The sequence below is a fragment of the Lysobacter sp. Root667 genome (assembly GCF_001427715.1).
Lineage (GTDB): Bacteria > Pseudomonadota > Gammaproteobacteria > Xanthomonadales > Xanthomonadaceae > Lysobacter.
In genome coordinates this window covers 378,389-399,076 of the sequence record NZ_LMHF01000013.1, presented here as the reverse complement: position 1 = coordinate 399,076, position 20,688 = coordinate 378,389, and the positions used below count along the sequence as shown (strand labels likewise).

The following is a 20,688-nucleotide window of genomic DNA, read 5'->3' as shown; positions in this document are numbered from 1 at the left end:
ATGACGATCAAGACACGAAAGACCTCGCTGGCCATCGCCATCGCCGCTACCGCACTGGCCGCGGCGGCGGGCGGTTTCGTCTGGGCCGGCGTCTACGACGTCGGCGCGGATGCGCCGCACACCCGACCCGTGTACGCGGTGCTGGATACGGTGCGCGAACGCTCGATCGCGGCGCGGGCCAAAGAACTGCAACCGCCCCCGGATTTGGCCAGCGCCGAACGCATCCGCCAGGGTGCCGGCAACTACCAGGCCATGTGTTCCGGCTGTCATCTGGCGCCCGGCATGCAGGCCACCGAACTCAGCCGCGGCCTCTACCCTGCCCCGCCCGACTTCAGCAAGCAGACGCCGGACGATCCCGCGCGGGCGTTCTGGACGATCAAGCACGGCATCAAAGCCTCGGGCATGCCGGCCTGGGGCCACAGCATGGGCGACGACTACATCTGGAACATGGCGGCCCTGCTGCAGGCCTTGCCGTCCATGGACGAGGCCAAGTACCGCGCCCTGGTCGCCGAAAGCGGCGGACATTCGCACGGCGGCGGCGAGACCATGCCCGAGGGCGCGGCCGATCGCCATGGCGACCCGGCGGCGCACGGGCACGACGACGGCGGCCATGGGAATCATGAGGACGGCATGCAGGAAGACGCAGCCGGATCGCCGCTAAAAAACAAAGCCGAGGCCGAAGCTCCTGCACCCACCGGTCATCGTCACGCCGATGGCAAATCGCATGAGCATGCGGCGCCCAAACAGGCGCAGGCAGTCCAGCCCGCCAAACCGGCGGCGGCTCCGCCCGAACCGGCAGCCGAGGAGCACGACGCGCATGAACACTCGCATTGACCTTCGAGGACGCCGCATGAAACCCGCCATGCCCGGGTTCGCTGTCGCGTTCGCCATCGCATTCGTTGCCAGCGCCTGCAGCGGCGCCGCCGCACCTGCGTCCACCGCGGCGGCGGCTACGGCCGGCGCGGCCGCGACCGAAACGCCTGCCGTCGCTGCGTCCGCGCACGATCAACACGAGCAGCACGCAGCCCCGAATCCGGCGCTGCCGAAGATGGTGGTCCACAAGAGTCCCACCTGCGGCTGCTGCAGCGTCTGGGTCGAACACGCGCGCGCAGCGGGATTCCAGGTCGAAGTGCGCGATCGCGACGATCTGCATCCGATCAAGCAACGCCTGGGCGTGCCCTACGGCAAGGGCTCTTGCCACACCGCCGAGGTCGGCGGCTACTTCGTCGAAGGCCATGTTCCCGCCGCCGACATCCGGCGTTTACTGAAGGAGAAACCCAAGGCACGCGGTTTGGTCGTGCCGGGCATGCCGGCCGGTTCGCCCGGCATGGAGATGCCCGACGGCAGCGTCCAGGCCTATGCGGTCGAGCTGGTCGGCGACGACGGCAAGAGCGCGGTCTACGCGCGGCATTGATCGTGAACCGGATCCGGCGGCGGCCGCCCTCGCCGCCGGATCAGGGCTTGACTCTGGACCTTGGTCCAGCCCGGACACTGGCTCCAACTCCACTCCGATACGGATTGCATGCCATGCAGATCGGTCTATTGGCCAAGCGCGCCGGCGTCCCCATCGACACCGTGCGCTACTACGAACGCAACGGCATCCTGCCGCCGCCCGAACGCCAGCCCTCGGGCTACCGCGCCTACAGCCAGCGCGACGTCGAGCGTCTGCGCTTCCTGCGCCGCGCCAAGGCGCTGGGCTTCACCCTGGTCGAGATTCGCGACCTGCTCGAATTGTCCTCGCGTCGCGACGACGACATGGGCAACCTCAAAGCGACCGCGAGCGAGAAGCTCGCCGATGTCGAAGGCAAGCTGACCGAACTCACCCGCATCCGCGACGGCCTGCGCGAACTGATCGAGGCCTGTCCCGGACACGGCACTCTGGATAGCTGCCCGATCCTCGCCGCGCTGGCGCAGGAGGACGCATGAATCACGGCCACCACGGGCACGACCACGCGCACCCGCCCGCGCACTCGTGCTGCGCGAACAAAACCGCCGATGCGAGCGCCTCGACCGTGATCGACCGGGTCTGCGGCATGCACGTCGATCCGGCCAAGACGCCGCATCACGCTCAGCACGAAGGCCACGATTACGCCTTTTGTTCGGCCGGTTGCCGCAGCAAGTTCATCGCCGATCCAGCCAAGTACCTTTCGCCCTCCGCCGCCGAACCGGTCGCAGCGCCTGCGGGCACGGTCTACACCTGCCCCATGCACCCGCAAGTGCGTCAGGTCGGCCCCGGCACCTGCCCGATCTGCGGCATGGCGCTGGAACCGGAGATGCCAAGCCTGGAGGAGGACGAGAATCCGGAGTTGCGCGACTTCGGCCGCCGCTTCGCCTGGACCTTGCCGCTGAGCCTGGCAACCCTGGTCCTGGCGATGTTCGGCCATAACTGGCCGTCGTTGTCTGCCACCGCGCGCACCTGGCTGGAGTTCGCCTTGAGCGCGCCGGTCGTGCTCTGGGCCGGCTGGCCGTTCTTCGAGCGCTGCCTGGCCTCGATCCGCAACCGCAGTCCGAACATGTGGACCCTGATCGGCATCGGCGTGGCCGCGGCCTTCGGTTACAGCGTAGTGGCGACGATCGCGCCGCAGGTGTTCCCGGCCTCGTTCCGCGAACACGGACGCGTCGGCGTCTACTTCGAGGCGGCGGCGGTGATCGTGTCGCTGACCTTGCTCGGCCAGTTGCTGGAACTGCGCGCGCGCTCCAAGACCTCGGCGGCGATCAAGCGCTTGCTCGGCCTGGCGCCCGACCATGCGCGCCGCCTGCGCGACGACGGCGGCGAAGAAGACGTGCCCTTGGCGCAGGTGCAGGTCGGCGACCGTTTGCGCGTGCGTCCCGGAGAGAAGGTGCCGGTCGACGGCGAGGTCGTGGACGGCCGCTCCAGCGTCGACGAATCGATGCTGACCGGCGAGCCCATCCCGGTCGCCAAGAGCGTCGGCGATACCCTCATCGGTGCGACCCTCAACGGCACCGGCAGCCTGGTGATGCGCGCCTCGCGGGTCGGCGCCGACACCGTGCTGTCGCAGATCGTGCAACTGGTCGCGCAGGCGCAGCGGTCGCGCGCGCCGATGCAGCGCATGGCCGACCGGGTCGCGTTCTGGTTCGTGCTCGGCGTGCTCGGCATCGCCGTAGCGACCCTGGTGGGCTGGGGCCTGTTCGGCCCGGAACCCTCGTGGACCTACGGCGTGCTCAACGCGGTCGCGGTACTGATCATCGCCTGTCCGTGCGCACTGGGCCTGGCCACGCCGATGTCGATCATGGTCGCCAGCGGCCGCGCGGCCGAGGCCGGCGTATTGTTCCGCGACGCCGAAGCGATCGAGCGCCTGCGCGAGATCGATACCCTGATCGTCGACAAGACCGGCACCCTCACCGAAGGCCGCCCGGCGTTCCGCGAGGCGATCGCCGCCGACGGCTACACGCCCGATGAGGTGCTACGCCTGGCCGCCAGCCTGGACCAAGGCAGCGAACATCCGCTGGCCGCGGCCCTGGTCGCGGCGGCGCGCGAACGCAGTCTGGCGCTGGAATCCGCGCAGGACTTCGATTCCGTCACCGGCTTGGGCGTGCGCGGCCGCGTCGGCGGCCATGCGCTCGCCTTGGGCAATGCCGCGTTGATGGCCGAGGACGGCGCCGAACTCGGCACGTTTGCCGGACACGCCGAATCCCTGCGGCAAGACGGCGCGAGCGCGATGTTCCTCGCCGTCGACGGACGTATTGCGGGCGTGCTCGCGGTCGCCGATCCAATCAAGCCGACCACCGCGGCGGCGATCCGCTCCCTGCAGACGACCGGCTTGAAGGTGCTGATGGCCAGCGGCGACGCCGCGACCACCGCGCACGCGGTCGGCCGCAGGCTCGGTCTGGACGGCGTGCACGGCGAAATGCGTCCGCAGGACAAGGCCGCGTTGATCGAGCGGCTGCGCGCGCAGGGCCGGCGCGTGGCGATGGCCGGCGACGGCATCAACGACGCCCCCGCCCTGGCCGGCGCCGATGTCGGCATCGCCATGGGCACCGGCACCGACGTGGCCATGGCCAGCGCCCAGGTCACCCTGGTCAAGGGCGATCTGAACGGCATCGTGCGTGCGCGTGCGATCTCGTCCGCGACGGTGGCCAACATGAAGCAGAACCTGGCCTTCGCGTTCCTCTACAACGCCCTGGGCGTGCCGATCGCCGCCGGCGTGCTGTACCCGCTGACCGGCGCACTGCTGAGCCCGATGATCGCGGCGCTGGCGATGAGCCTGAGCTCGGTGTCGGTGGTGGCCAATGCGCTGCGGCTGAACTCGGCGCGGATCGACTGAACGTGGGCCGCGCCCCGTCCTGAACGGCGGGGCGCGATGCCTTGCGGGTCGGGCTATGATCTCGGGAGACGGTCCGCAGGTGGCCGAAGGAAGTCCCATGTCGATCCATTCCAAAGCCCGCCGCGATGCCAAGAAGCGCAAGGCCGCCAAGGCCGCGAACGCTCCTGCCCCGCCGGCGATCGAGCCGCACGCCGAGATGCGCGACAGCAGCGGCCAGCTGCTCGGCGGCATCGTGCGCCGCGACGGTGAATGGACCCTGGGCCTGGGCGGCCGCATCGTCGGCGGTTCCGACAGCGCTGCCAAGGTGCTGATCATGCTCAAGCGCGCCGCCGCCCTGCACGAGCGCACAGGCGAAACCGTGCAACTGAAATTCTCGCCCGCCCTGAGCGCCGCCGCCGCGCAGGAAGCGGCCGACCGCGGCCTGAGCTTCGAGCAGTTCGAAGCCGAGTTCGAGAAGGAACTCGCCGAAGGCCAGCGCCCGCCGCTGGAATCGCAGAGCGGCGGCAACGAAGCGGTGCATTGAGGGCGTCGCCTGTCCGAGCACGCGGACGTGCTGCCTTGATTCTTCGCCACCAGCCTGGCGCTGGCCTTCAGCGAATTGAACGCGTTGATCCATCTTTCCCGCTTGGTCGGCGGAAGTCCGCATGACGGCTTGCATGCCGAGCAGATGCCCGACTTGCGCGCTGTGATCGGCGATGCCGTCGCCGCGATCGAGGACGCCAAAAAAGATGCCGCTGCGCTCGCGCGCGTTTCCAGGTTCGATGCGTGGCGGCGGCGTATGCGCGCGCTAGAGCCGCGTATTCGCGGCGCGAGTTCGTCATCTAGCGTTTGCCATGAATTTCGAACGCGCAGAGAAACTTAGACGCAAAAAGAATCAGGGCCCGGTTTCCCGAGCCCTGATTCTTTTTTTACTTGGCGTCCCCACGGGGATTCGAACCCCGGTCGCTACCGTGAAAGGGTAATGTCCTAGGCCTCTAGACGATGGGGACAAAACTGATTGTTCTTGCAGCTAACTCGTCGAAACCCTTTCACAGTGTTCGAAGAGTGGTGGAGCCAGCCGGGATCGAACCGGCGACCTCTACAATGCCATTGTAGCGCTCTCCCAGCTGAGCTATGGCCCCACGTGCTGGAAAGACGAAAATTCTAGCTGGCGTTCAGCGATGTCGTCAAGCGTTCATCGCTAAATTTTTTGCCGCCCCGCCAGGCCCTGCGTTGAGGGGTGTTCCCGGCGGCCGAATCTCGACCGGGCGCAATGTTGCCATGCCATGACCACGTTCGGCTAGATACTCGAGCCACTTTCCTAAAAAAGTGTTCATGCGCATGCGGTGGCCGATCAGTTCCGCCGGGGGCGGATACATGCCGATCACGTCCTGCCAGCGCCGGCCGACATAGCAATGCGTGGCTTCGAGCTGGTGGGCGTCGTTGTACAGGCGCAGCCAGGCCGAGGGGTCGGGCTCGCCGGTGAGCGGGTCCAGCAGCGCGTAGGTCATGCGCAGCTCGGTGGTGTAGCGATGCTGTTCGATCACGTCCAATTGCAGGTCCAGGCCGTCCCCTATCGAGGACAGGTAGGTACCGGCGGCCAGATCGGCAGGCGCGAACAGGCGCGTGAGGCGGCGGTGGTTCTCCGCGTAGAGGCCCATCAACCAACCGAAACGGGTCAGTCGCGGGATGCGTGCGGTGCGGGCGACGAGCGATGTCATGCGGCCGATCCTACACGCGCAAACCGCTTCGCGGCAGCGTTGACGATGCTGCATTAGAGGCCTAAGTTAAGGGTTCCTGCCACACCATGGGCAGCGCACCGAAACCGCTTTCGCAGCGCCGGTTGCCGGGCCTGCCCCATCGGGCCTCCACGATCCGGCCTTCAGAACATCTCGCGGTTCAGGCCCAACGTCGTCAGCACCTTGCTCGAGATTTCCTCGATCGAGGTATGGGTCGTGCTCAGGGTCGGGATGCGCTCGGCGCGGAACATGGTTTCGGCCGCGGCGACTTCGCGCTTGCAGGTGTCGAACTGGGCGTAGCGCGAGTTGGGGCGGCGTTCCTGGCGGATCTGCTGCAGCCGCACCGGGTCGATGGTCAGTCCGAACAGCTTGCTGCGGTAAGGGCGCAGGCGCGGCGGCAAACGGTCGTGTTCGAGGTCTTCCTCGGTCAGCGGATAGTTCGCCGCGCGGACGCCGTAGTGCAACGCCAGGTAAACGCAGGTCGGCGTTTTGCCGGCGCGCGACACCGCGACCAGGATCAGATCGGCTTCGGCGTAATCGATGCTCTGGCCGTCGTCGTGGGTCAGGGCGAAATTCATCGCGTTAATGCGGCGGTGGTAGGTGTCGAAATCGGCGATGCCGTGGGCCTGACCGATGCGGCGCTGACGGGTCTCCTCCAGCTCGCGCTCCAGGGGCTCGATGAAGGGCGCGAACACGTCCAGCATCAGCGCCCCGCTCTCGGCCAGGGCCGCGCCTACGTCGCTGTCCATGCAGGAATTGATGACGATCGGGCGCACCCCGTGGGCCAGGGCGGCCTCGCGGATCCTGGCCCCGACTTCGCGCGCGCGCTCGACGCTGCCCACGAACGGGATGCGGTCGGTGACGAAGCGGGTCTCGGTGAATTGGGTCAGCAGGCTATGGCCTATGGTCTCGGCGGTGATGCCGGTGCCGTCCGAAACGTAGAAAACCGGCCGTGTTCCTGCCATCGCCCACTCCTCCAAAATCGCGTTCCAATACGAAAAAGCCCGTCGGATCAAGCTTGTATGCACCCGACGCAGCGGCGATCATAGCCGCTTGGCCGCGTCCGGACGCGGCCTTCCCCCCTCGGAGACTGTGTGCCTTGAACGAGAACATCCTCTGGCTGCACGCGCTGCGCCTCAACGATCTGGCCCGCGTAGGCGGCAAGAACTCCTCGCTCGGCGAGATGATCGGCAACCTGGCCAACCTCGGGGTCTCGGTCCCGGGCGGCTACGCCACCACGGCCGAGGCGTTCAAGGACTTCATCGCCCATAACGACCTGCACCAGCGCATTTTCGACCGCCTGGCCACGCTGGACGTGGAGGACGTGCCGGCCCTGACCGCGGCCGGCGGCGAGATCCGCGGCTGGGTCATCGATGCGCCGCTGCAGCCGGCCCTGGACCAGGACATCCGTACCGCCTACCGCCAGCTCTGCGCCGAGAACGGCGGCGGCGACGTCGCGGTCGCGGTGCGCTCTTCGGCCACCGCCGAGGACCTGCCCGATGCTTCCTTCGCCGGCCAGCAGGAGACTTTCCTGAACGTGACCGGCGAAGACGACGTGGTCCACAAGGTCAAGGAGGTCTTCGCCAGCCTCTACAACGACCGCGCCATCGCCTACCGCGTCCACCACGGCTTCAAGCACGAGGACGTGTTCCTGTCCGCCGGCGTGCAGCTGATGGTGCGCTCCAACGTCGGTTCCTCCGGCGTGCTGTTCACCTTGGACACCGAGTCCGGCTTCCGCGACGTGGTCTTCATCACCTCCAGCTACGGCCTGGGCGAGATGGTGGTCCAGGGCGCGGTCAATCCGGACGAGTTCTACGTCTACAAGCCCACCCTGCAGCAGGGCAAGCCGGCGATCCTGCGCCGCTCGATCGGCGCCAAGCAGCTGCGCATGGTCTATTCCGACCAGCCCGGCGAGCGCGTGCGCACCGAGGACACCCCGGCCGAGCTGCGCAACCGCTTCTCGATCGACGACGCCGACGTGCACGAGCTGGCCAAGCAGGCGCTGGTGATCGAACAGCATTACGGCCGCCCGATGGACATCGAGTGGGCCAAGGACGGTGTCAGCGGCAAGCTGTTCATCGTCCAGGCGCGCCCGGAAACGGTGAAATCGCGCGCCAAGGCGACCCAGATCGAGCGCTACCAGCTCGGCGCCCGCGGCCCGGTGGTCGCCGAAGGCCGCGCCATCGGCCAGAAGATCGGCAGCGGCGTGGCGCGCGTGGTGCGCAGCCTGGACGACATGGCCCGGGTGCAGCCCGGCGACGTGCTGGTCGCCGACATGACCGATCCCGATTGGGAGCCGGTGATGAAGCGTTCGGCCGCGATCGTGACCAATCGCGGCGGCCGCACCTGCCACGCGGCGATCATCGCCCGCGAGCTGGGCGTGCCGGCCGTGGTCGGTACCGGTAACGCGCTGGAGACGATCAAGGACGGCGAGACCATCACGGTCAGCTGCGCCGAGGGCGACACCGGCTTCATCTACGACGGCGCCCTGCCCTTCGAGCGCCACGTCGCCGACCTGGACAAGATGCCGCCGGCGCCGCTGAAGGTGATGATGAACGTCGCCAACCCTGAGCGCGCGTTCGATTTCGCGATGCTGCCCAACGCCGGCGTCGGCCTGGCGCGCCTGGAAATGATCATCGCCAGCCACATCGGCATCCATCCCAAGGCGCTGCTGGAATACGCCCAGCAGGACGCGGCGACCAAGGCCAAGATCGACGAAAAGATCGCCGGCTACGGCGACGACCCGGTGCAGTTCTACGTCGACCGCCTGGCCGAGGGCATCGCCACGATCACCGCCTCGTTCGCGCCGCATCCGGTGATCGTGCGTCTGTCGGACTTCAAGTCCAACGAATACGCCAACCTGATCGGCGGCTCGCGCTACGAGCCGCACGAAGAGAATCCGATGATCGGCTTCCGCGGCGCCAGCCGTTACGTCGATCCGAGCTTCGCCGACGCCTTCGCCCTGGAATGCCAGGCGGTGCTGAAGGTGCGCGAGCAGATGGGCCTGACCAACTGCTGGGTCATGATCCCGTTCGTGCGCACGCTCGACGAGGGCCGGCGCGTGGTCGAGGTGCTGGAGCAGAACGGCCTGCGCAAGGGCGAGAACGGCTTGCAGATCATCATGATGTGCGAAGTGCCGTCGAACGCGCTGCTGGCCGACGAGTTCCTGGAGATCTTCGACGGCTTCTCGATCGGCTCCAACGACCTGACCCAGCTGACCCTGGGCCTGGATCGCGATTCGGCGATCGTCGCCAAGCTGTTCGACGAGCGCGATCCGGCGGTGAAGAAGCTGCTGGCGATGGCGATTTCGGCCGCTCGCGCCAAGGGCAAGTACGTCGGCATCTGCGGCCAGGGTCCCAGCGATCACCCGGACCTGGCGGTGTGGCTGATGGAACAGGGCATCGAGTCGGTGTCGCTGAACCCCGATACCGTGGTCGATACCTGGCTGCGCCTGGCGAAGGCCAAGGCGGGCTGAGCCGGTGACGGCGAAAGTCCCGCCGCCGCAGGTCGAGGCCCCGGTCTCGCTGGCCGAGCTCAAGGGCATCGATTGGATGGGCATGGCCCAGACCGCCGGGCTCAAGCTGCTCGGCGCGCTGCTGGTCCTGCTGATCGGGATATGGATCGCCAAGCGCCTGTCCAACGCGCTCGACCGGGCCATGGCGCGTGGTCACATGGAAGCCACCCTGCGCGGCTTCCTGCGCAACATCGCCTACGCCGGCATGGTCGTGGTGGTCGCCACCTCGGCGCTGTTCACCCTGGGGGTATCGCCGGCGTCGGTGCTGGCGGTGCTCGGCGCGGCGGGCCTGGCGATCGGCCTGGCGCTGAAGGATTCGCTGTCCAACATCGCCTCGGGCGTCATGCTGATCATGCAGCGCCCGTTCCGGGTCGGCGACTACGTGCAGGCCGCGGGCGTCGAGGGCACGGTCGACCAGATCCGGGTGTTCCAGACCCGGCTGCGCACCATCGACAACCGCACCGTGGTGCTGCCCAACAGCCTGATCACCACCGCGCCGATCGTCAATTTCACCGCCAATCCGCGCCGCCGCATCGACATCGCGGTCGGCGTGGGCTACGGCGACGACCTGCAGGCCGCGCGCGAAACCCTGCTGGGCGCGGCCGCCGCGCATCCCAAGGTGTTGAAGGAACCCGCGCCCGAGGTGCTGGTCAGCGGCCTGGGCGAAAGCAGCGTCAATCTGGAGTTGCGGGTCTGGGCCAAGACCGGCGACGTGCTGCACACGCGCAGCGACCTCAACGAGGCGGTGCGCAACGACATCATCGGCCGCGGCCTGAGCATCCCCTACCCGCAGCGCGACCTGCACGTGTACCACCACGATGCCGATGGGCGCCCGCTGTCGGACGTGCTGGTGAACTCGGTCGCCGACGATGGCGATGTGGTGCGGCCGGTCAAGCCGAAAGCTTGAGAGCGGGCGCGGGCTGCGTAGCCGATCGCAGCGGCGCGGTCGCGGCTTACGCCGCTCCTACCCCAAAGCTCGGAACGAGCGGCATCACAAACCGACACGCCGCCCCCACACAAGGCGCGTGGCCCCGGCCTGTGCTCAAGACGGCTGCGGGTTTTAGGGTAGGAGCGGCGTAAGCCGCGACCCACGCAACCGGCCGAAGATTCGCAATCGCGGCTGACGTCGCCCCCACACAAGGCGCGTGGCCTCGGCCTGTGCTCAAGACGGCTGCGGGTTTTGGGGTAGGAGCGGCATAAGCCGCGACCCACGCAACCGGCCGAGGATTCGCAATCGCGGCTGACGTCGCCCCCACACAAGGCGCGTGGCCTCGGCCTGTGCTCAAGACTGTTGCGGGCTTTGGGGTAGGAGCGGCGTAAGCCGCGACCTGCGCAGGCAGCCGAGGGGCGTGGTCGCGGCTTACGCCGCTCCTACCCCAAGGCGGGACGCTGAGTCGCCTTAGCCCAGCCCGCCCAACTTGCCCATCGCCGCGCGGTAATGGCGCAGTTCGGCGATCGAGTCGTGCACGTCGCTGAGCGCGGTGTGCTTGGCGTCCTTGCCGACGCCGGCCAGCACGTCCGGGGCCCAGCGGCGCGCCAGTTCCTTGACCGTGCTGACGTCGAGGTTGCGGTAGTGGAAGTACTTCTCCAGGCGCGGCATCTGGCGGTGCAGGAAGCGGCGGTCCTGGCAGATCGAATTGCCGCACATGGGCGAGGTATTCGGCGCCAGCCACTGCGCCAGGAACACCAGGGTGCGTTCCTCGGCTTCTTCCAGGCTCACGCCCTGTTCGAGCGAGCGCTGCCACAGCCCGGACTTGCCGTGCTGGTTGCGGTTCCACTCGTCCATGGCCTGCAGCCGTTCCAGCGGCTGGCGGATCGCGAGTTCCGGCCCTTCGGCCAGCACCTGCAGCTGGGCGTCGGTGACGACCGTGGCGATTTCGAGGATGGCGTCGTTGTCGGTGTCGAGCCCGGTCATTTCCAGGTCGATCCAGATCAATCGGTGGTCGTTGCCGTGCTTCGCAGTCATAGGCCCCTGTCTCGTCCTCGCCGTGGTGCGTCCGTTCGGGGCATCATAGCCCACCTCCCCTCCCGCTCCCTCGGCCGATGTCGCAGACCGCCGCTTACGCCCACTACGCGATCCTGACCGCGATGCTGGCGCCCGCGTTCTTCCTGACCGCGACCGCGTCGCTGCTGCTGTCGGCCAACAACCGCCTGGCGCGGGTGATCGACCGCGCACGCGTGCTGCTGAAGGAGCTGGCCGAGACCGAGGACGAGGAAGAGCGGCGCATGCTCGAAGCCCATATCGCGCGCCAGAAGCGGCGCAGCAAGATCATCCTGCGCGGCAGCCAGCTGCTGTACACCGCCATCAGCTTCTTCGTCGGCACCAGCCTGACCGTCGCCGGCGATGCCTACCTGGGCTACCGTCTGGCGTCGCTGCCGACCATTCTGGCGGTGTGCGGCGTGCTGGCGATGTTCGCCGCCAGCGTGCTGCTGGCGCTGGAGTCGTCGCTGGCGGTGGAGGCGGTCAACGAGGAAATGGACCATGGCCACCGCCGCGCCAACGTGCGCCGCCCGCGCGTCGGCGACTGACGGCGGACGCCTCGGGCGGCATCATAGGCGGGTCGTCCCGCCGGGACCTTGCCGCTGGAACCCGCGCCCATGAGCGATGTGCTGAACCTGACCACCAGCCACTACGCCGTGGTCTCGGCGATGATCACGCCGGCGTTCTTCCTGACCGCGACCGCATCGCTGCTGGTGTCGTCGAACAACCGCCTGGCGCGGGTCGTCGACCGCATGCGCCAGCAGCTCAAGCAGCTCGAAGACACGAGCGACGACGGCGCCCGCGCCTACCTGGAGGCGCGCATCATCCAGCACCGGCGCCGGGTCCGGCTGATCCTGACCTGTCTGCAGCTGCTGTACGCGGCAATGAGCGCGTTCGTGGCAACCAGCCTGTCGATCGGCATCGACCAGTTCAGCGACTACCGCCTGCGCGGCGTGCCGACCGGCCTGGCGATGCTGGGCGTGCTGCTGGTACTGGCGGCCTCGATCAATCTCGGCCGCGAGGCGCGCATGAGCGTGACCATGCTCGACGCCGAGCTCAAGCGCGAGTTCGACCGCGACGGCCGCAAGCTGCCGGTGGAGTGAGCGAGCCGGCCCTGAGCCGGCCCGCCGCTATCCCGAACCCAAGGCAGCCCTGCCTTCTGTGGGAGCGGCATAAGCCGCGATTTCCCTCAGACACCGGGATTCCATCGCGACTTACGTCGCTCCCACAGAAGGCCGAAGCCCTAGCCTTGGGGTAGGAGCGGCGTAAGCCGCGATTCCCCCCTAACACCGGGATTCCATCGCGACTTACGCCGCTCCCACAGAAGGCCGAAGCCCTGGGCCTTGGGGTAGGAGCGGCGTAAGCCGCGACCCGCGCGGGCGGCCGAAGGATCGTGGTCGCGGCTTACGCCGCTCCTACCCCGAAGCCGAGCTCGAACGCCTCAGTCGGTCTTGCCGCGCTTGCGGCGGAAGTACGCGGTCAGCCGCGCCCCGGCTTCCTCGCCCAGCACCCCGCCGCGCACTTCGACGCGGTGGTTGTGGCGCGGGTCGGCGAGCAGGTCGAACACGCTGCCGGCGGCGCCGGTCTTGGGGTCGCTGGCGCCGTAAACTACGCGCGCGACGCGCGCGTGGACCATCGCCATTGCGCACATCGCGCAGGGCTCAAGAGTCACGTACAGGGTGGTGCCGATTAGGCGGTGGTTGTCGAGACGGCGGCCGGCCTCGCGCATCGCCACGATCTCGGCGTGCGCGCTGGGGTCGCGGTCGCCGATGTTGCGGTTGCCGCCCTCGCCCAGGATCTCGCCCGTGCCGGACACCAGGACCGCGCCGACCGGGATCTCGTCGTGCTCGCGTTCGGCGCGCTCGGCCAGGGCCAGGGCGTGGCGCATCCAGCGTTCGTCGATGTCGTCCTGCTCGCTCACCCGTGAGTTCCGTACCGCAAACCGCGATTATCCCCGAGCCGAGCCGGGCGCGCACGAGGGCGGCATGCACGCACATCCGGAGTCGCGCGGCCTGAATGACAGCGAGCCTCAGGCCCTCGCGCCAACGCGCTTCGTTGCGAGCGAGGGCTCGGGCATGTCCAGGATCAAACGCCCGAACTCCAACGCCGCCGGGGTCTTGCCGCCGGCGCCGCAGATCAGGGCGAAGTCCGCGTTCGGCAGCGGCGGCAGGCCGTACAGGCCGTCGACGATGCGCATGCCCGGCTCGAGGTCGTCCACCGTCAGCACGGTCACCGCCAGCCCGGCCAGCACCGCGGCGCGCAGGCCCTGGTGGCTGGGCGAAGTGAAGATCACATGCCATTCCAGGCTGCTGCGGCCCAGCGCGGCCACGCTCTCGCGCCGATACACGCAAGGCGGCGGATAGAACGCCAGCGGCAGCGAGGCGCCGGGCACCGGCTCGAAACCGTCCGCCGCGATCCAGACCAGGCGCGTGCGCCGCAGCACGGTGCCGCGCTCGTGCTTGGGTACGGAAATCACCACCGCCAGGTCCAGTTCGTCGGCGTCGATCATGCTGTGCAGATCGAAGTTCATGCCGACGCTCACGTCCATGCGCACCGCCGGATAGCCGCGCGCGAACTGGCACAGCAAGGTCGGCAGACGTTCGCCCATGTAATTCTCGGGCACGCCGAAGCGCACGATGCCCGACACCGGAGACGGCAGGAAGCGCCGGCTCAACGCGTCCAGCGATTCCAGAATCTGCTCGGCGTAGCGCAGGAAGTCCTCGCCGTCCTCGGTCAGGGTCAGGCTGCGCGTCGTGCGATGCAGCAAGGGGCGGCCGACCTGTTCTTCGAGGCGGCGGATCTGATGGCTGACGGCGGATTGGGTTAGATGCAGGCGCTGCGCCGCGCGGGTGAATCCGCCGCAGTGTTTGACGGCGACGAAGGCGCGCAACAGGGTCGGATCGAAGTCCATGACGGCCGCAATCTATGATCTTGATTAATCAATACTACAAAATTAAATCATTTCCATCATGAATGTATTGAGCCGAGAATGACCCCATCGGCTCACTAGGCCGGTCGGCGAAGACCTCGATCCAACCCCATCGAGCGCCGCCAAGACCACGACGGCCGTTGGCCGCCAGACGCGGTACCGGCGGCACTGCTCTCCCTGTCCCGAAGGCCTCGACGCGATACCCGCGACGCGGTCGCGTGCCCGCATCGATCACCGAGAATCCGCATGAGTTCATCCGCAACGAGCAAGAACGCGATCGCGCTGGCCGCGGTGTCGCTGTCCGCCCTGATGTTCGGCCTGGAGATTTCCAGCGTGCCGGTGATCCTGCCGACCCTGGAAACGTTGCTGCGCGGCGACTTCAACGACATGCAGTGGATCATGAACGCCTACACCATCGCCTGCACCACGGTGCTGATGGCCGCCGGCACCCTCGCCGATCGCTACGGCCGCCGGCGCATCCTGCTCGTCAGCCTGGTGCTGTTCGGCCTGACGTCGTTGATTTGCGGCCTGGCCCAGAACGCGCCGGTGTTGATCGTCGCGCGCTTCCTGCAAGGGCTGAGCGCGGGCTCGATGCTGATCTGCCAGACCGCTGTGCTCTCGCATCAGTTCCGGCCCGGGCCCGAGCGCAGCAAGGCCTTCGCGATCTGGGGCATCGTGTTCGGCATCGGCCTGGGCTTCGGCCCGATCATCGGCGGCGCGATCGTGGCGCTGTCGAACTGGCAGTGGGTGTTCCTGGCGCATGCGCCGCTGAGCCTGCTGACCGTGTTGCTGGCGCTGGCCGGCATCGTCGAGTCGCGCGACATGCAGGCGCAGCGGCTGGACGTGTTGGGCATCCTCACGCTGTCCTTGTCGGTGCTGGGCCTGACCTACTACATCACCCAGGGGCCGGAGCTGGGTTATGCCAGCCCGACCGGCATCGCCATCGTCGCGGCGACGCTCGCAGCCTTCGTCGCGTTCCTGATCGTCGAACGGATCGCGCCGCATCCGATGTTCGACCTGTCGGTATTCAAGTCGCGCGAGTTCTCCGGCGCGCTGATCGGCTCGGTCGGCATGAACTTCAGCTTCTGGCCGTTCATGATCTATCTGCCGATCTACTTCCAGGGCGCCTTGGGCTACGGCGCGGTCGACACCGGGCTGGCCCTGCTCGCCTACACCCTGCCGACCCTGTTCGTGCCGCCGCTGGCCGAGCGTCTGGCGCTGCGCTATCGGCCGGGGTTGGTGATCCCCGGCGGGCTGTTCGCGATCGGCGTGGGCTTCCTGCTGATGCGTTACGGCAGCAGGGTCGAACATCCGGGCTGGCTGAGCATGCTGCCCGGCGCCTTGATCGCTGGCATCGGCCTGGGCCTGACCAATACGCCGGTGACCAACACCGCGACCGGCGCGGTGTCCAGCGACCGCGCCGGCATGGCCTCGGGCATCGACATGAGCGCGCGCCTGATCACGCTGGCGATCAACATCGCGCTGATGGGCTTCATCCTGCTGGCGGGGATCGCGTCCCACCTACGGCAGGCCCTGCCCGACGCCGTCGATGCCGCGACCTTGCGGGCCATGGCGCAGCGGATCGCAGCCGGTCATATGCCCTCGGCGGCGGGCGCTAGCGATCCGTCGTCGTCTGCGGCGATCGAGGCGGTGGGCCAAGCCGCGCTGGTGCACGGCTACGGTTGGGTGATGCTGTTCGGCGGCGTCGGCGTTTGCGTGCTCGCCGTGCTCAGCCTGTTGGTGTTTGGGCCGGTGAAGCGCGCCGACTTGGCGACGGGCTGCACTGAGGGGTGTGCGGCTGGCGCTTCAGTGGATCGCTAGCGTCGCCTGCGTCGGCGGCAGCGTGGTTGCCGTCCATGGCGCACCAGCCCGGCTTCGGAGCGTCCGGCCCGGCCATCCATGGCCGGGCGTTCGTCCAAACTGCGCGGCGGTGCCGCGCAACGCGCGTTTGTCCTCACCCATGGCCGGTCAGTAGCCCACCTGCGAGCCAGTGGCTCGCAAGCAAGGTGGGCTACTCCCACTCGATCGTCGCGGGCGGCTTGCCGCTGATGTCATAAACGACGCGAGAAACACCTCGCAACTCATTGATAATGCGGTTAGAAACCGTGCCAAGGAAGTCGTACGGCAGGTGCGCCCAGTGCGCGGTCATGAAGTCGATGGTCTCGACCGCGCGCAGCGCGATCACCCACTCGTAGGCGCGCGCGTCGCCGACCACGCCCACCGACTTCACCGGCAGGAACACCGCGAACGCCTGGCTGGTCTTGTCGTACAGGCCGGCCTTGCGCAGTTCGTCGATGTAGATGTGGTCGGCCTTGGCCAGCAGGTCGGCGTATTCGCGCTTCACTTCGCCCAGGATGCGCACGCCCAGGCCGGGGCCGGGGAACGGATGGCGGTAGACCATTTCGCGCGGCAGGCCGAGCTCGACGCCCAGGCGCCGGACCTCGTCCTTGAACAGCTCGCGCAACGGCTCGACCAGGCCCAGCTTCATGTTCTCGGGCAGGCCGCCGACGTTGTGGTGGCTCTTGATGACGTGGGCCTTGCCGGTCTTGCTGCCGGCCGACTCGATCACGTCGGGGTAGATCGTGCCCTGTGCCAGCCACTTGGCGTTGGCGAGCTTGTGCGATTCCTCGTCGAAGATGTCGACGAACAGGTTGCCGATGATCTTGCGCTTGGCTTCCGGGTCGCTGACCCCGGCGAGCTTGTCGAAGTAGCGGTCGGCGGCGTTGACGCGCACGACCTTGACGCCCATGTGCTCGGCGAACATCGCCATCACCTGGTCGCCTTCGTTGTAGCGCAGCAGGCCGGTGTCGACGAACACGCAGGTGAGCTGGTCGCCGATCGCCTTGTGCAGCAGGGCCGCGACCACCGAGGAGTCGACGCCGCCCGACAGGCCGAGGACGACCTCATCGCTGCCGACCTGGGCGCGCACGCGCTCGATCTGGTCTTCGATGATGTGGGCCGCGGTCCACAGGGTCTGGCAGCCGCAGATGTCAACGACGAAGCGGCGCAGCAGGGTCTGGCCCTGCTTGGTGTGGGTGACTTCCGGATGGAACTGCACGCCGTACCAGCGGCGCGCGTCGTCGGCGAAGGCGGCGACCGGGATGCGGTCGGTCTTGGCGGTGACGACGAAGCCTTCCGGCGCTTTGGAGACGTGGTCGCCGTGGCTCATCCACACGTCCAGGCGCGGCGGCGAGCCCGGGTGGTCCTTGAGGCCGTCGAACAAACGGTCGTGCGCGACCAGCTGCACTTCGGCGTGGCCGAACTCGCGCTGATCGGCCGCTTCGGTGTCGCCGCCGAGCTGCTTGGCCATGGTCTGCATGCCGTAGCAGATGCCCAGCAGCGGCAGGCCGGCGTCGAACACGGCCTGCGGGGCGCTGGGGGCGCCGGCTTCGGTGGTCGATTCGGGGCCGCCGGAAAGGATGATGCCCTTGGCGCCGAAGGCGGCGATCTCGGCCGGGTCGTGGTCCCAGGCCCAGATTTCGCAGTACACGCCGATTTCGCGGATGCGGCGGGCGATCAGCTGCGTGTACTGCGCGCCGAAGTCGAGGATCAGGATCTTGTCGCTGTGGATGTCGGTCATGGCGTTCCGTGGTCTCTAAAACGAAGAAGGGAAACCTGACGTTCCCCTTCTGCGACGACGCTTAGCTGGTGCGGTAGTTCGGCGGTTCTTTGGTGATCTGGACGTCGTGCACGTGGCTTTCGCGGGCGCCGGCGTTGGTGATGCGCACGAAGCTGGGCTTCTTGCGCATGTCTTCGATGGTGGCGCAGCCGACGTAGCCCATGGTGGCGCGCAGGCCGCCGGCGAGCTGGTGGACCACGTTGCGCAGCGGGCCGCGGTACGGCACGCGGCCTTCGATGCCTTCGGGGACCAGCTTGTCGGCGTCGGAGGCGTCCTGGAAGTAGCGGTCCTTGGAGCCGAGCTCCATCGCGCCGATGCTGCCCATGCCGCGGTAGCTCTTGTAGCTGCGGCCCTGGAACAGTTCGACCTCGCCCGGGGCTTCCTCGGTGCCGGCGAACAGGCCTCCGACCATGACCGTGGAGGCGCCGGCGACGATCGCCTTGCCGATGTCGCCCGAGTAGCGGATGCCGCCGTCGGCGATCAGCGGGATGCGGTCCTGCAGGGCTTCGGCGACCATCGCCACCGCGGTGATCTGCGGGACGCCGACGCCGGCGACGATGCGGGTGGTGCAGATCGAGCCCGGACCGACGCCGACCTTGACCGCGTCCGCGCCGTGATCCATCAGCGCCAGCGCGGCGTCGCCGGTGACGATGTTGCCGCCGATCACCTGCAACTGCGGGAAGCGGGTCTTGACCCACTTCACCCGGTCCAGCACGCCCTGCGAATGGCCGTGCGCGGTATCGACCACGATCACGTCGACGCCGGCCGAGGCCAGGGCCTCGACGCGCGCTTCGGTGTCGCCGCCGACGCCGACCGCCGCGCCCACCAGCAGCCGTTCGGCGCTGTCCTTGGCGGCGTTGGGGTTGTCGGATTTCTTCTGGATGTCCTTGACGGTGATCAGGCCGCGCAGCTCGAAGCCGTCGTTGACCACCAGCACCTTCTCGATGCGGTGCTTGTGCAGCAGTTGCAGCACTTCCTCGTCGCTGGCGCCCTCGCGCACCGTGATCAGGCGCTCGCGCTTGGTCATGATGTGGCGGACCGGGTCGTCGAGCTTGGTCTCGAAGCGCATGTCGCGGCTGGTGACGATGCCGACCAGCTGGCCGCCGTCGACCACCGGCACGCCGGAGATGTTGCGGGCCCGGGTCAGCTTGAGCACTTCGCCGATGGTGGTCGCGGGGCCGACGGTGAACGGCTCTTTGATGACGCCGGCCTCGAACTTCTTGACCTGGGCGACCTGGGCGGCCTGGGCTTCCAGGCTCATGTTCTTGTGGACGATGCTGATGCCGCCGAGCTGGGCCATCGCGATCGCGAGGCGGGCCTCGCTGACGGTGTCCATCGCCGCCGATACCAACGGCAGGCGGATGCTCAGGTCGCGGGTCAGACGGGTCGAGAGGGTGACGTCCTTAGGCAGGACGAGCGAATGCGCGGGGACGAGAGAGACATCGTCGTAGGTAAGCGCTTCAGCCTGGATGCGCAGCATGGGCGGGCCCGGGAGGATGAAGCGAGCCATTGTAACCCGAACCGCAGCCGCGGCGCTGGGGTGACGGGTGGAATTCGGCGTTCCGCGGGCGGATCGGGCACTAGGGCTGGTGCGGTTCAGGGATCGGGCTACGACATGCGGGTTCGGCGTCGCGCCTTGGGGTAGGAGCAGCGTGAGCCGCGACCGCGCAACTCCGGCCACCTCCGCGGGTCGCGGCTCACGCCGCTCCTACCCCAAAGCGGTGAGCCGTTGCGGCCTCTCAGGCGTCCGCCGCCTCGGCCGCTTCCAGGGTGTTCTGCATCAGGGTCGCGACCGTCATCGGACCGACGCCGCCGGGGACCGGGGTGATCCAGCTGGCGCGCTGGGCGGCCGCGGCGAAGCCGACGTCGCCGACCAGGCGGCCGTCGTCGAGGCGATTGATGCCGACGTCGATCACCACCGCGCCCGGCTTGACCCACTCGCCCGGAATCAGCTGCGGGCGGCCGACCGCGACCACCAGGATGTCGGCGCCGCGCACCGAGGCTTCCAGCACCTCCGGCGGGGTGAACTTGTGGCAGCTGGTGACGGTGCAGCCGGCGATCAGCAGCTCCAGCGCCATCGGCCGGCCGACGTGGTTGCTGACCCCGACGATGGTCGCGCTCTGCCCGCGCACCGGACGGTCGGTGTAGGCCAGCAGCGTAGTGATGCCGCGCGGCGTGCACGGGCGCAGGCCGAACTGGCGCAGCGCCAGGTGGCCGACGTTCTCCGGATGGAAACCGTCGACGTCCTTGCGCGGATCGATGCGGTGGATCAGCGCGGTGCCGTCGCGGCGGTCCGGCAGCGGCAGCTGGACCAGGATGCCGTGGACCTCGGGATCGGCGTTGAGGCGGTCGACCAGGGCCAGCAGGTCGGCGTCGCCGGTGTCGGCCGGCAGGTCGTAGTCGATCGCGCGGATGCCGACCTTCTGCGCGGCGCGGCGCTTGTTGCGCACGTACACGCTGGAGGCCGGGTCGTTGCCGACCAGGACCACGGCCAGGCCGGGCCGCGACAGGCCCGCCGCCACGCGCGCGTCGACCCGGGCCTTGAGATTGTCGAGCAGGTCCTCGGCGATGCGCTTGCCGTCGAGGATGCGGGCCGGGGTCGGAGCGGACGTCATGAGGCGGGATTGGCGTCGGGAGTTGG

The 20,688-nt window shown here is 68.2% G+C and carries 19 protein-coding genes and 2 tRNA genes; 11 read left to right on the top strand and 10 right to left on the bottom strand.

Translation table 11 applies throughout. The annotated features are described in order from the left end of the window. The 6 genes from ASD78_RS14595 to ASD78_RS21585 all read left to right on the top strand — a co-directional run bounded on the left by ASD78_RS14595 (window position 1) and on the right by ASD78_RS21585 (window position 5,148). A complete protein-coding gene (locus ASD78_RS14595; RefSeq protein ID WP_082575636.1) occupies window positions 1–834 on the top strand; it encodes a cytochrome c in 834 nt (277 codons plus the stop codon). Window positions 835–850: 16 nt separating this feature from the next. Beyond that, window positions 851–1,414 (top strand): DUF411 domain-containing protein, encoded by a 564-nt coding sequence (locus ASD78_RS21590; RefSeq protein ID WP_235566507.1) that lies wholly within the window; start codon window positions 851–853, stop codon window positions 1,412–1,414. Window positions 1,415–1,527: 113 nt separating this feature from the next. Next, the gene (locus ASD78_RS14585; RefSeq protein WP_056102608.1) at window positions 1,528–1,926 is read left to right on the top strand and encodes a heavy metal-responsive transcriptional regulator; all 399 of its coding nucleotides are present in this window, start codon (window positions 1,528–1,530) and stop codon (window positions 1,924–1,926) included. After that, a complete protein-coding gene (locus ASD78_RS14580) occupies window positions 1,923–4,286 on the top strand; it encodes a heavy metal translocating P-type ATPase (RefSeq protein ID WP_082575635.1) in 2,364 nt (787 codons plus the stop codon). The genes ASD78_RS14585 and ASD78_RS14580 overlap by 4 nt, the downstream gene beginning before the upstream one ends. Window positions 4,287–4,383: 97 nt before the next feature. Next, window positions 4,384–4,809 carry a hypothetical protein gene (locus ASD78_RS14575; RefSeq protein ID WP_055907167.1) on the top strand — a complete coding sequence of 142 codons (426 nt, stop codon included), beginning with the start codon at window positions 4,384–4,386 and terminating at the stop codon, window positions 4,807–4,809. A gap of 84 nt (window positions 4,810–4,893) precedes the next feature. Further along, window positions 4,894–5,148, top strand: a complete 255-nt coding sequence (locus tag ASD78_RS21585; protein WP_156087768.1) for a hypothetical protein — start codon at window positions 4,894–4,896, stop codon at window positions 5,146–5,148. Between the two features lie 51 nt (window positions 5,149–5,199). Here the strand turns inward: ASD78_RS21585 and ASD78_RS14570 are convergent. The 4 genes from ASD78_RS14570 to ASD78_RS14555 form a co-directional block, all read right to left on the bottom strand. Beyond that, a tRNA-Glu gene (locus tag ASD78_RS14570) sits at window positions 5,200–5,275 on the bottom strand. Between the two features lie 56 nt (window positions 5,276–5,331). Beyond that, window positions 5,332–5,407 (bottom strand) — tRNA-Ala (locus ASD78_RS14565). 45 nt (window positions 5,408–5,452) lie between these two features. Continuing rightward, the gene (locus ASD78_RS14560) at window positions 5,453–5,986 is read right to left on the bottom strand and encodes a DUF1249 domain-containing protein (RefSeq protein ID WP_055906832.1); all 534 of its coding nucleotides are present in this window, start codon (window positions 5,984–5,986) and stop codon (window positions 5,453–5,455) included. A 161-nt stretch (window positions 5,987–6,147) separates the two neighbouring features. Next, on the bottom strand, window positions 6,148–6,969 hold the full coding sequence (locus ASD78_RS14555) for a pyruvate, water dikinase regulatory protein (RefSeq protein ID WP_055906829.1): 822 nt from the start codon (window positions 6,967–6,969) through the stop codon (window positions 6,148–6,150). A gap of 134 nt (window positions 6,970–7,103) precedes the next feature. Between ASD78_RS14555 and ppsA the strand changes: the two genes are divergently transcribed. Next, window positions 7,104–9,479, top strand: coding sequence for a phosphoenolpyruvate synthase (ppsA, locus tag ASD78_RS14550; RefSeq protein WP_056102604.1), 2,376 nt, complete (start codon window positions 7,104–7,106; stop codon window positions 9,477–9,479). Between the two features lie 4 nt (window positions 9,480–9,483). After that, a complete protein-coding gene (locus ASD78_RS14545; protein ID WP_056102602.1) occupies window positions 9,484–10,425 on the top strand; it encodes a mechanosensitive ion channel domain-containing protein in 942 nt (313 codons plus the stop codon). A gap of 492 nt (window positions 10,426–10,917) precedes the next feature. On the opposite strand, the gene orn is transcribed toward ASD78_RS14545, so the two are convergent. After that, the gene (gene orn, locus ASD78_RS14540; RefSeq protein ID WP_055906820.1) at window positions 10,918–11,484 is read right to left on the bottom strand and encodes an oligoribonuclease; all 567 of its coding nucleotides are present in this window, start codon (window positions 11,482–11,484) and stop codon (window positions 10,918–10,920) included. Window positions 11,485–11,561: 77 nt separating this feature from the next. Between orn and ASD78_RS14535 the strand changes: the two genes are divergently transcribed. Further along, window positions 11,562–12,047, top strand: coding sequence for a DUF2721 domain-containing protein (locus ASD78_RS14535; protein WP_055906817.1), 486 nt, complete (start codon window positions 11,562–11,564; stop codon window positions 12,045–12,047). Window positions 12,048–12,116: 69 nt separating this feature from the next. Next, window positions 12,117–12,602, top strand: a complete 486-nt coding sequence (locus ASD78_RS14530) for a DUF2721 domain-containing protein (RefSeq protein WP_055906814.1) — start codon at window positions 12,117–12,119, stop codon at window positions 12,600–12,602. 338 nt (window positions 12,603–12,940) lie between these two features. On the opposite strand, the gene tadA is transcribed toward ASD78_RS14530, so the two are convergent. After that, on the bottom strand, window positions 12,941–13,420 hold the full coding sequence (gene tadA / locus ASD78_RS14525) for a tRNA adenosine(34) deaminase TadA (protein ID WP_255355399.1): 480 nt from the start codon (window positions 13,418–13,420) through the stop codon (window positions 12,941–12,943). 108 nt (window positions 13,421–13,528) lie between these two features. Further along, on the bottom strand, window positions 13,529–14,410 hold the full coding sequence (locus tag ASD78_RS14520; protein ID WP_055906811.1) for a LysR family transcriptional regulator: 882 nt from the start codon (window positions 14,408–14,410) through the stop codon (window positions 13,529–13,531). A gap of 264 nt (window positions 14,411–14,674) precedes the next feature. Between ASD78_RS14520 and ASD78_RS14515 the strand changes: the two genes are divergently transcribed. Beyond that, window positions 14,675–16,249, top strand: a complete 1,575-nt coding sequence (locus ASD78_RS14515) for an MFS transporter (RefSeq protein ID WP_055906808.1) — start codon at window positions 14,675–14,677, stop codon at window positions 16,247–16,249. A gap of 190 nt (window positions 16,250–16,439) precedes the next feature. Here ASD78_RS14515 and guaA read toward each other — a convergent pair whose 3' ends face one another. From guaA to folD, 3 genes are all read right to left on the bottom strand, one after another. Next, window positions 16,440–18,008: a glutamine-hydrolyzing GMP synthase gene (gene guaA / locus ASD78_RS14510; protein WP_055906805.1), complete on the bottom strand. Its 1,569-nt coding sequence runs from the start codon at window positions 18,006–18,008 to the stop codon at window positions 16,440–16,442. A 61-nt stretch (window positions 18,009–18,069) separates the two neighbouring features. Beyond that, complete coding sequence (gene guaB, locus ASD78_RS14505) at window positions 18,070–19,527, bottom strand: IMP dehydrogenase (RefSeq protein ID WP_055906802.1); 1,458 nt, start codon at window positions 19,525–19,527, stop codon at window positions 18,070–18,072. Window positions 19,528–19,786: 259 nt separating this feature from the next. Continuing rightward, complete coding sequence (folD, locus tag ASD78_RS14500) at window positions 19,787–20,662, bottom strand: bifunctional methylenetetrahydrofolate dehydrogenase/methenyltetrahydrofolate cyclohydrolase FolD (RefSeq protein WP_055906799.1); 876 nt, start codon at window positions 20,660–20,662, stop codon at window positions 19,787–19,789. Window positions 20,663–20,688 lie beyond the last annotated feature (26 nt).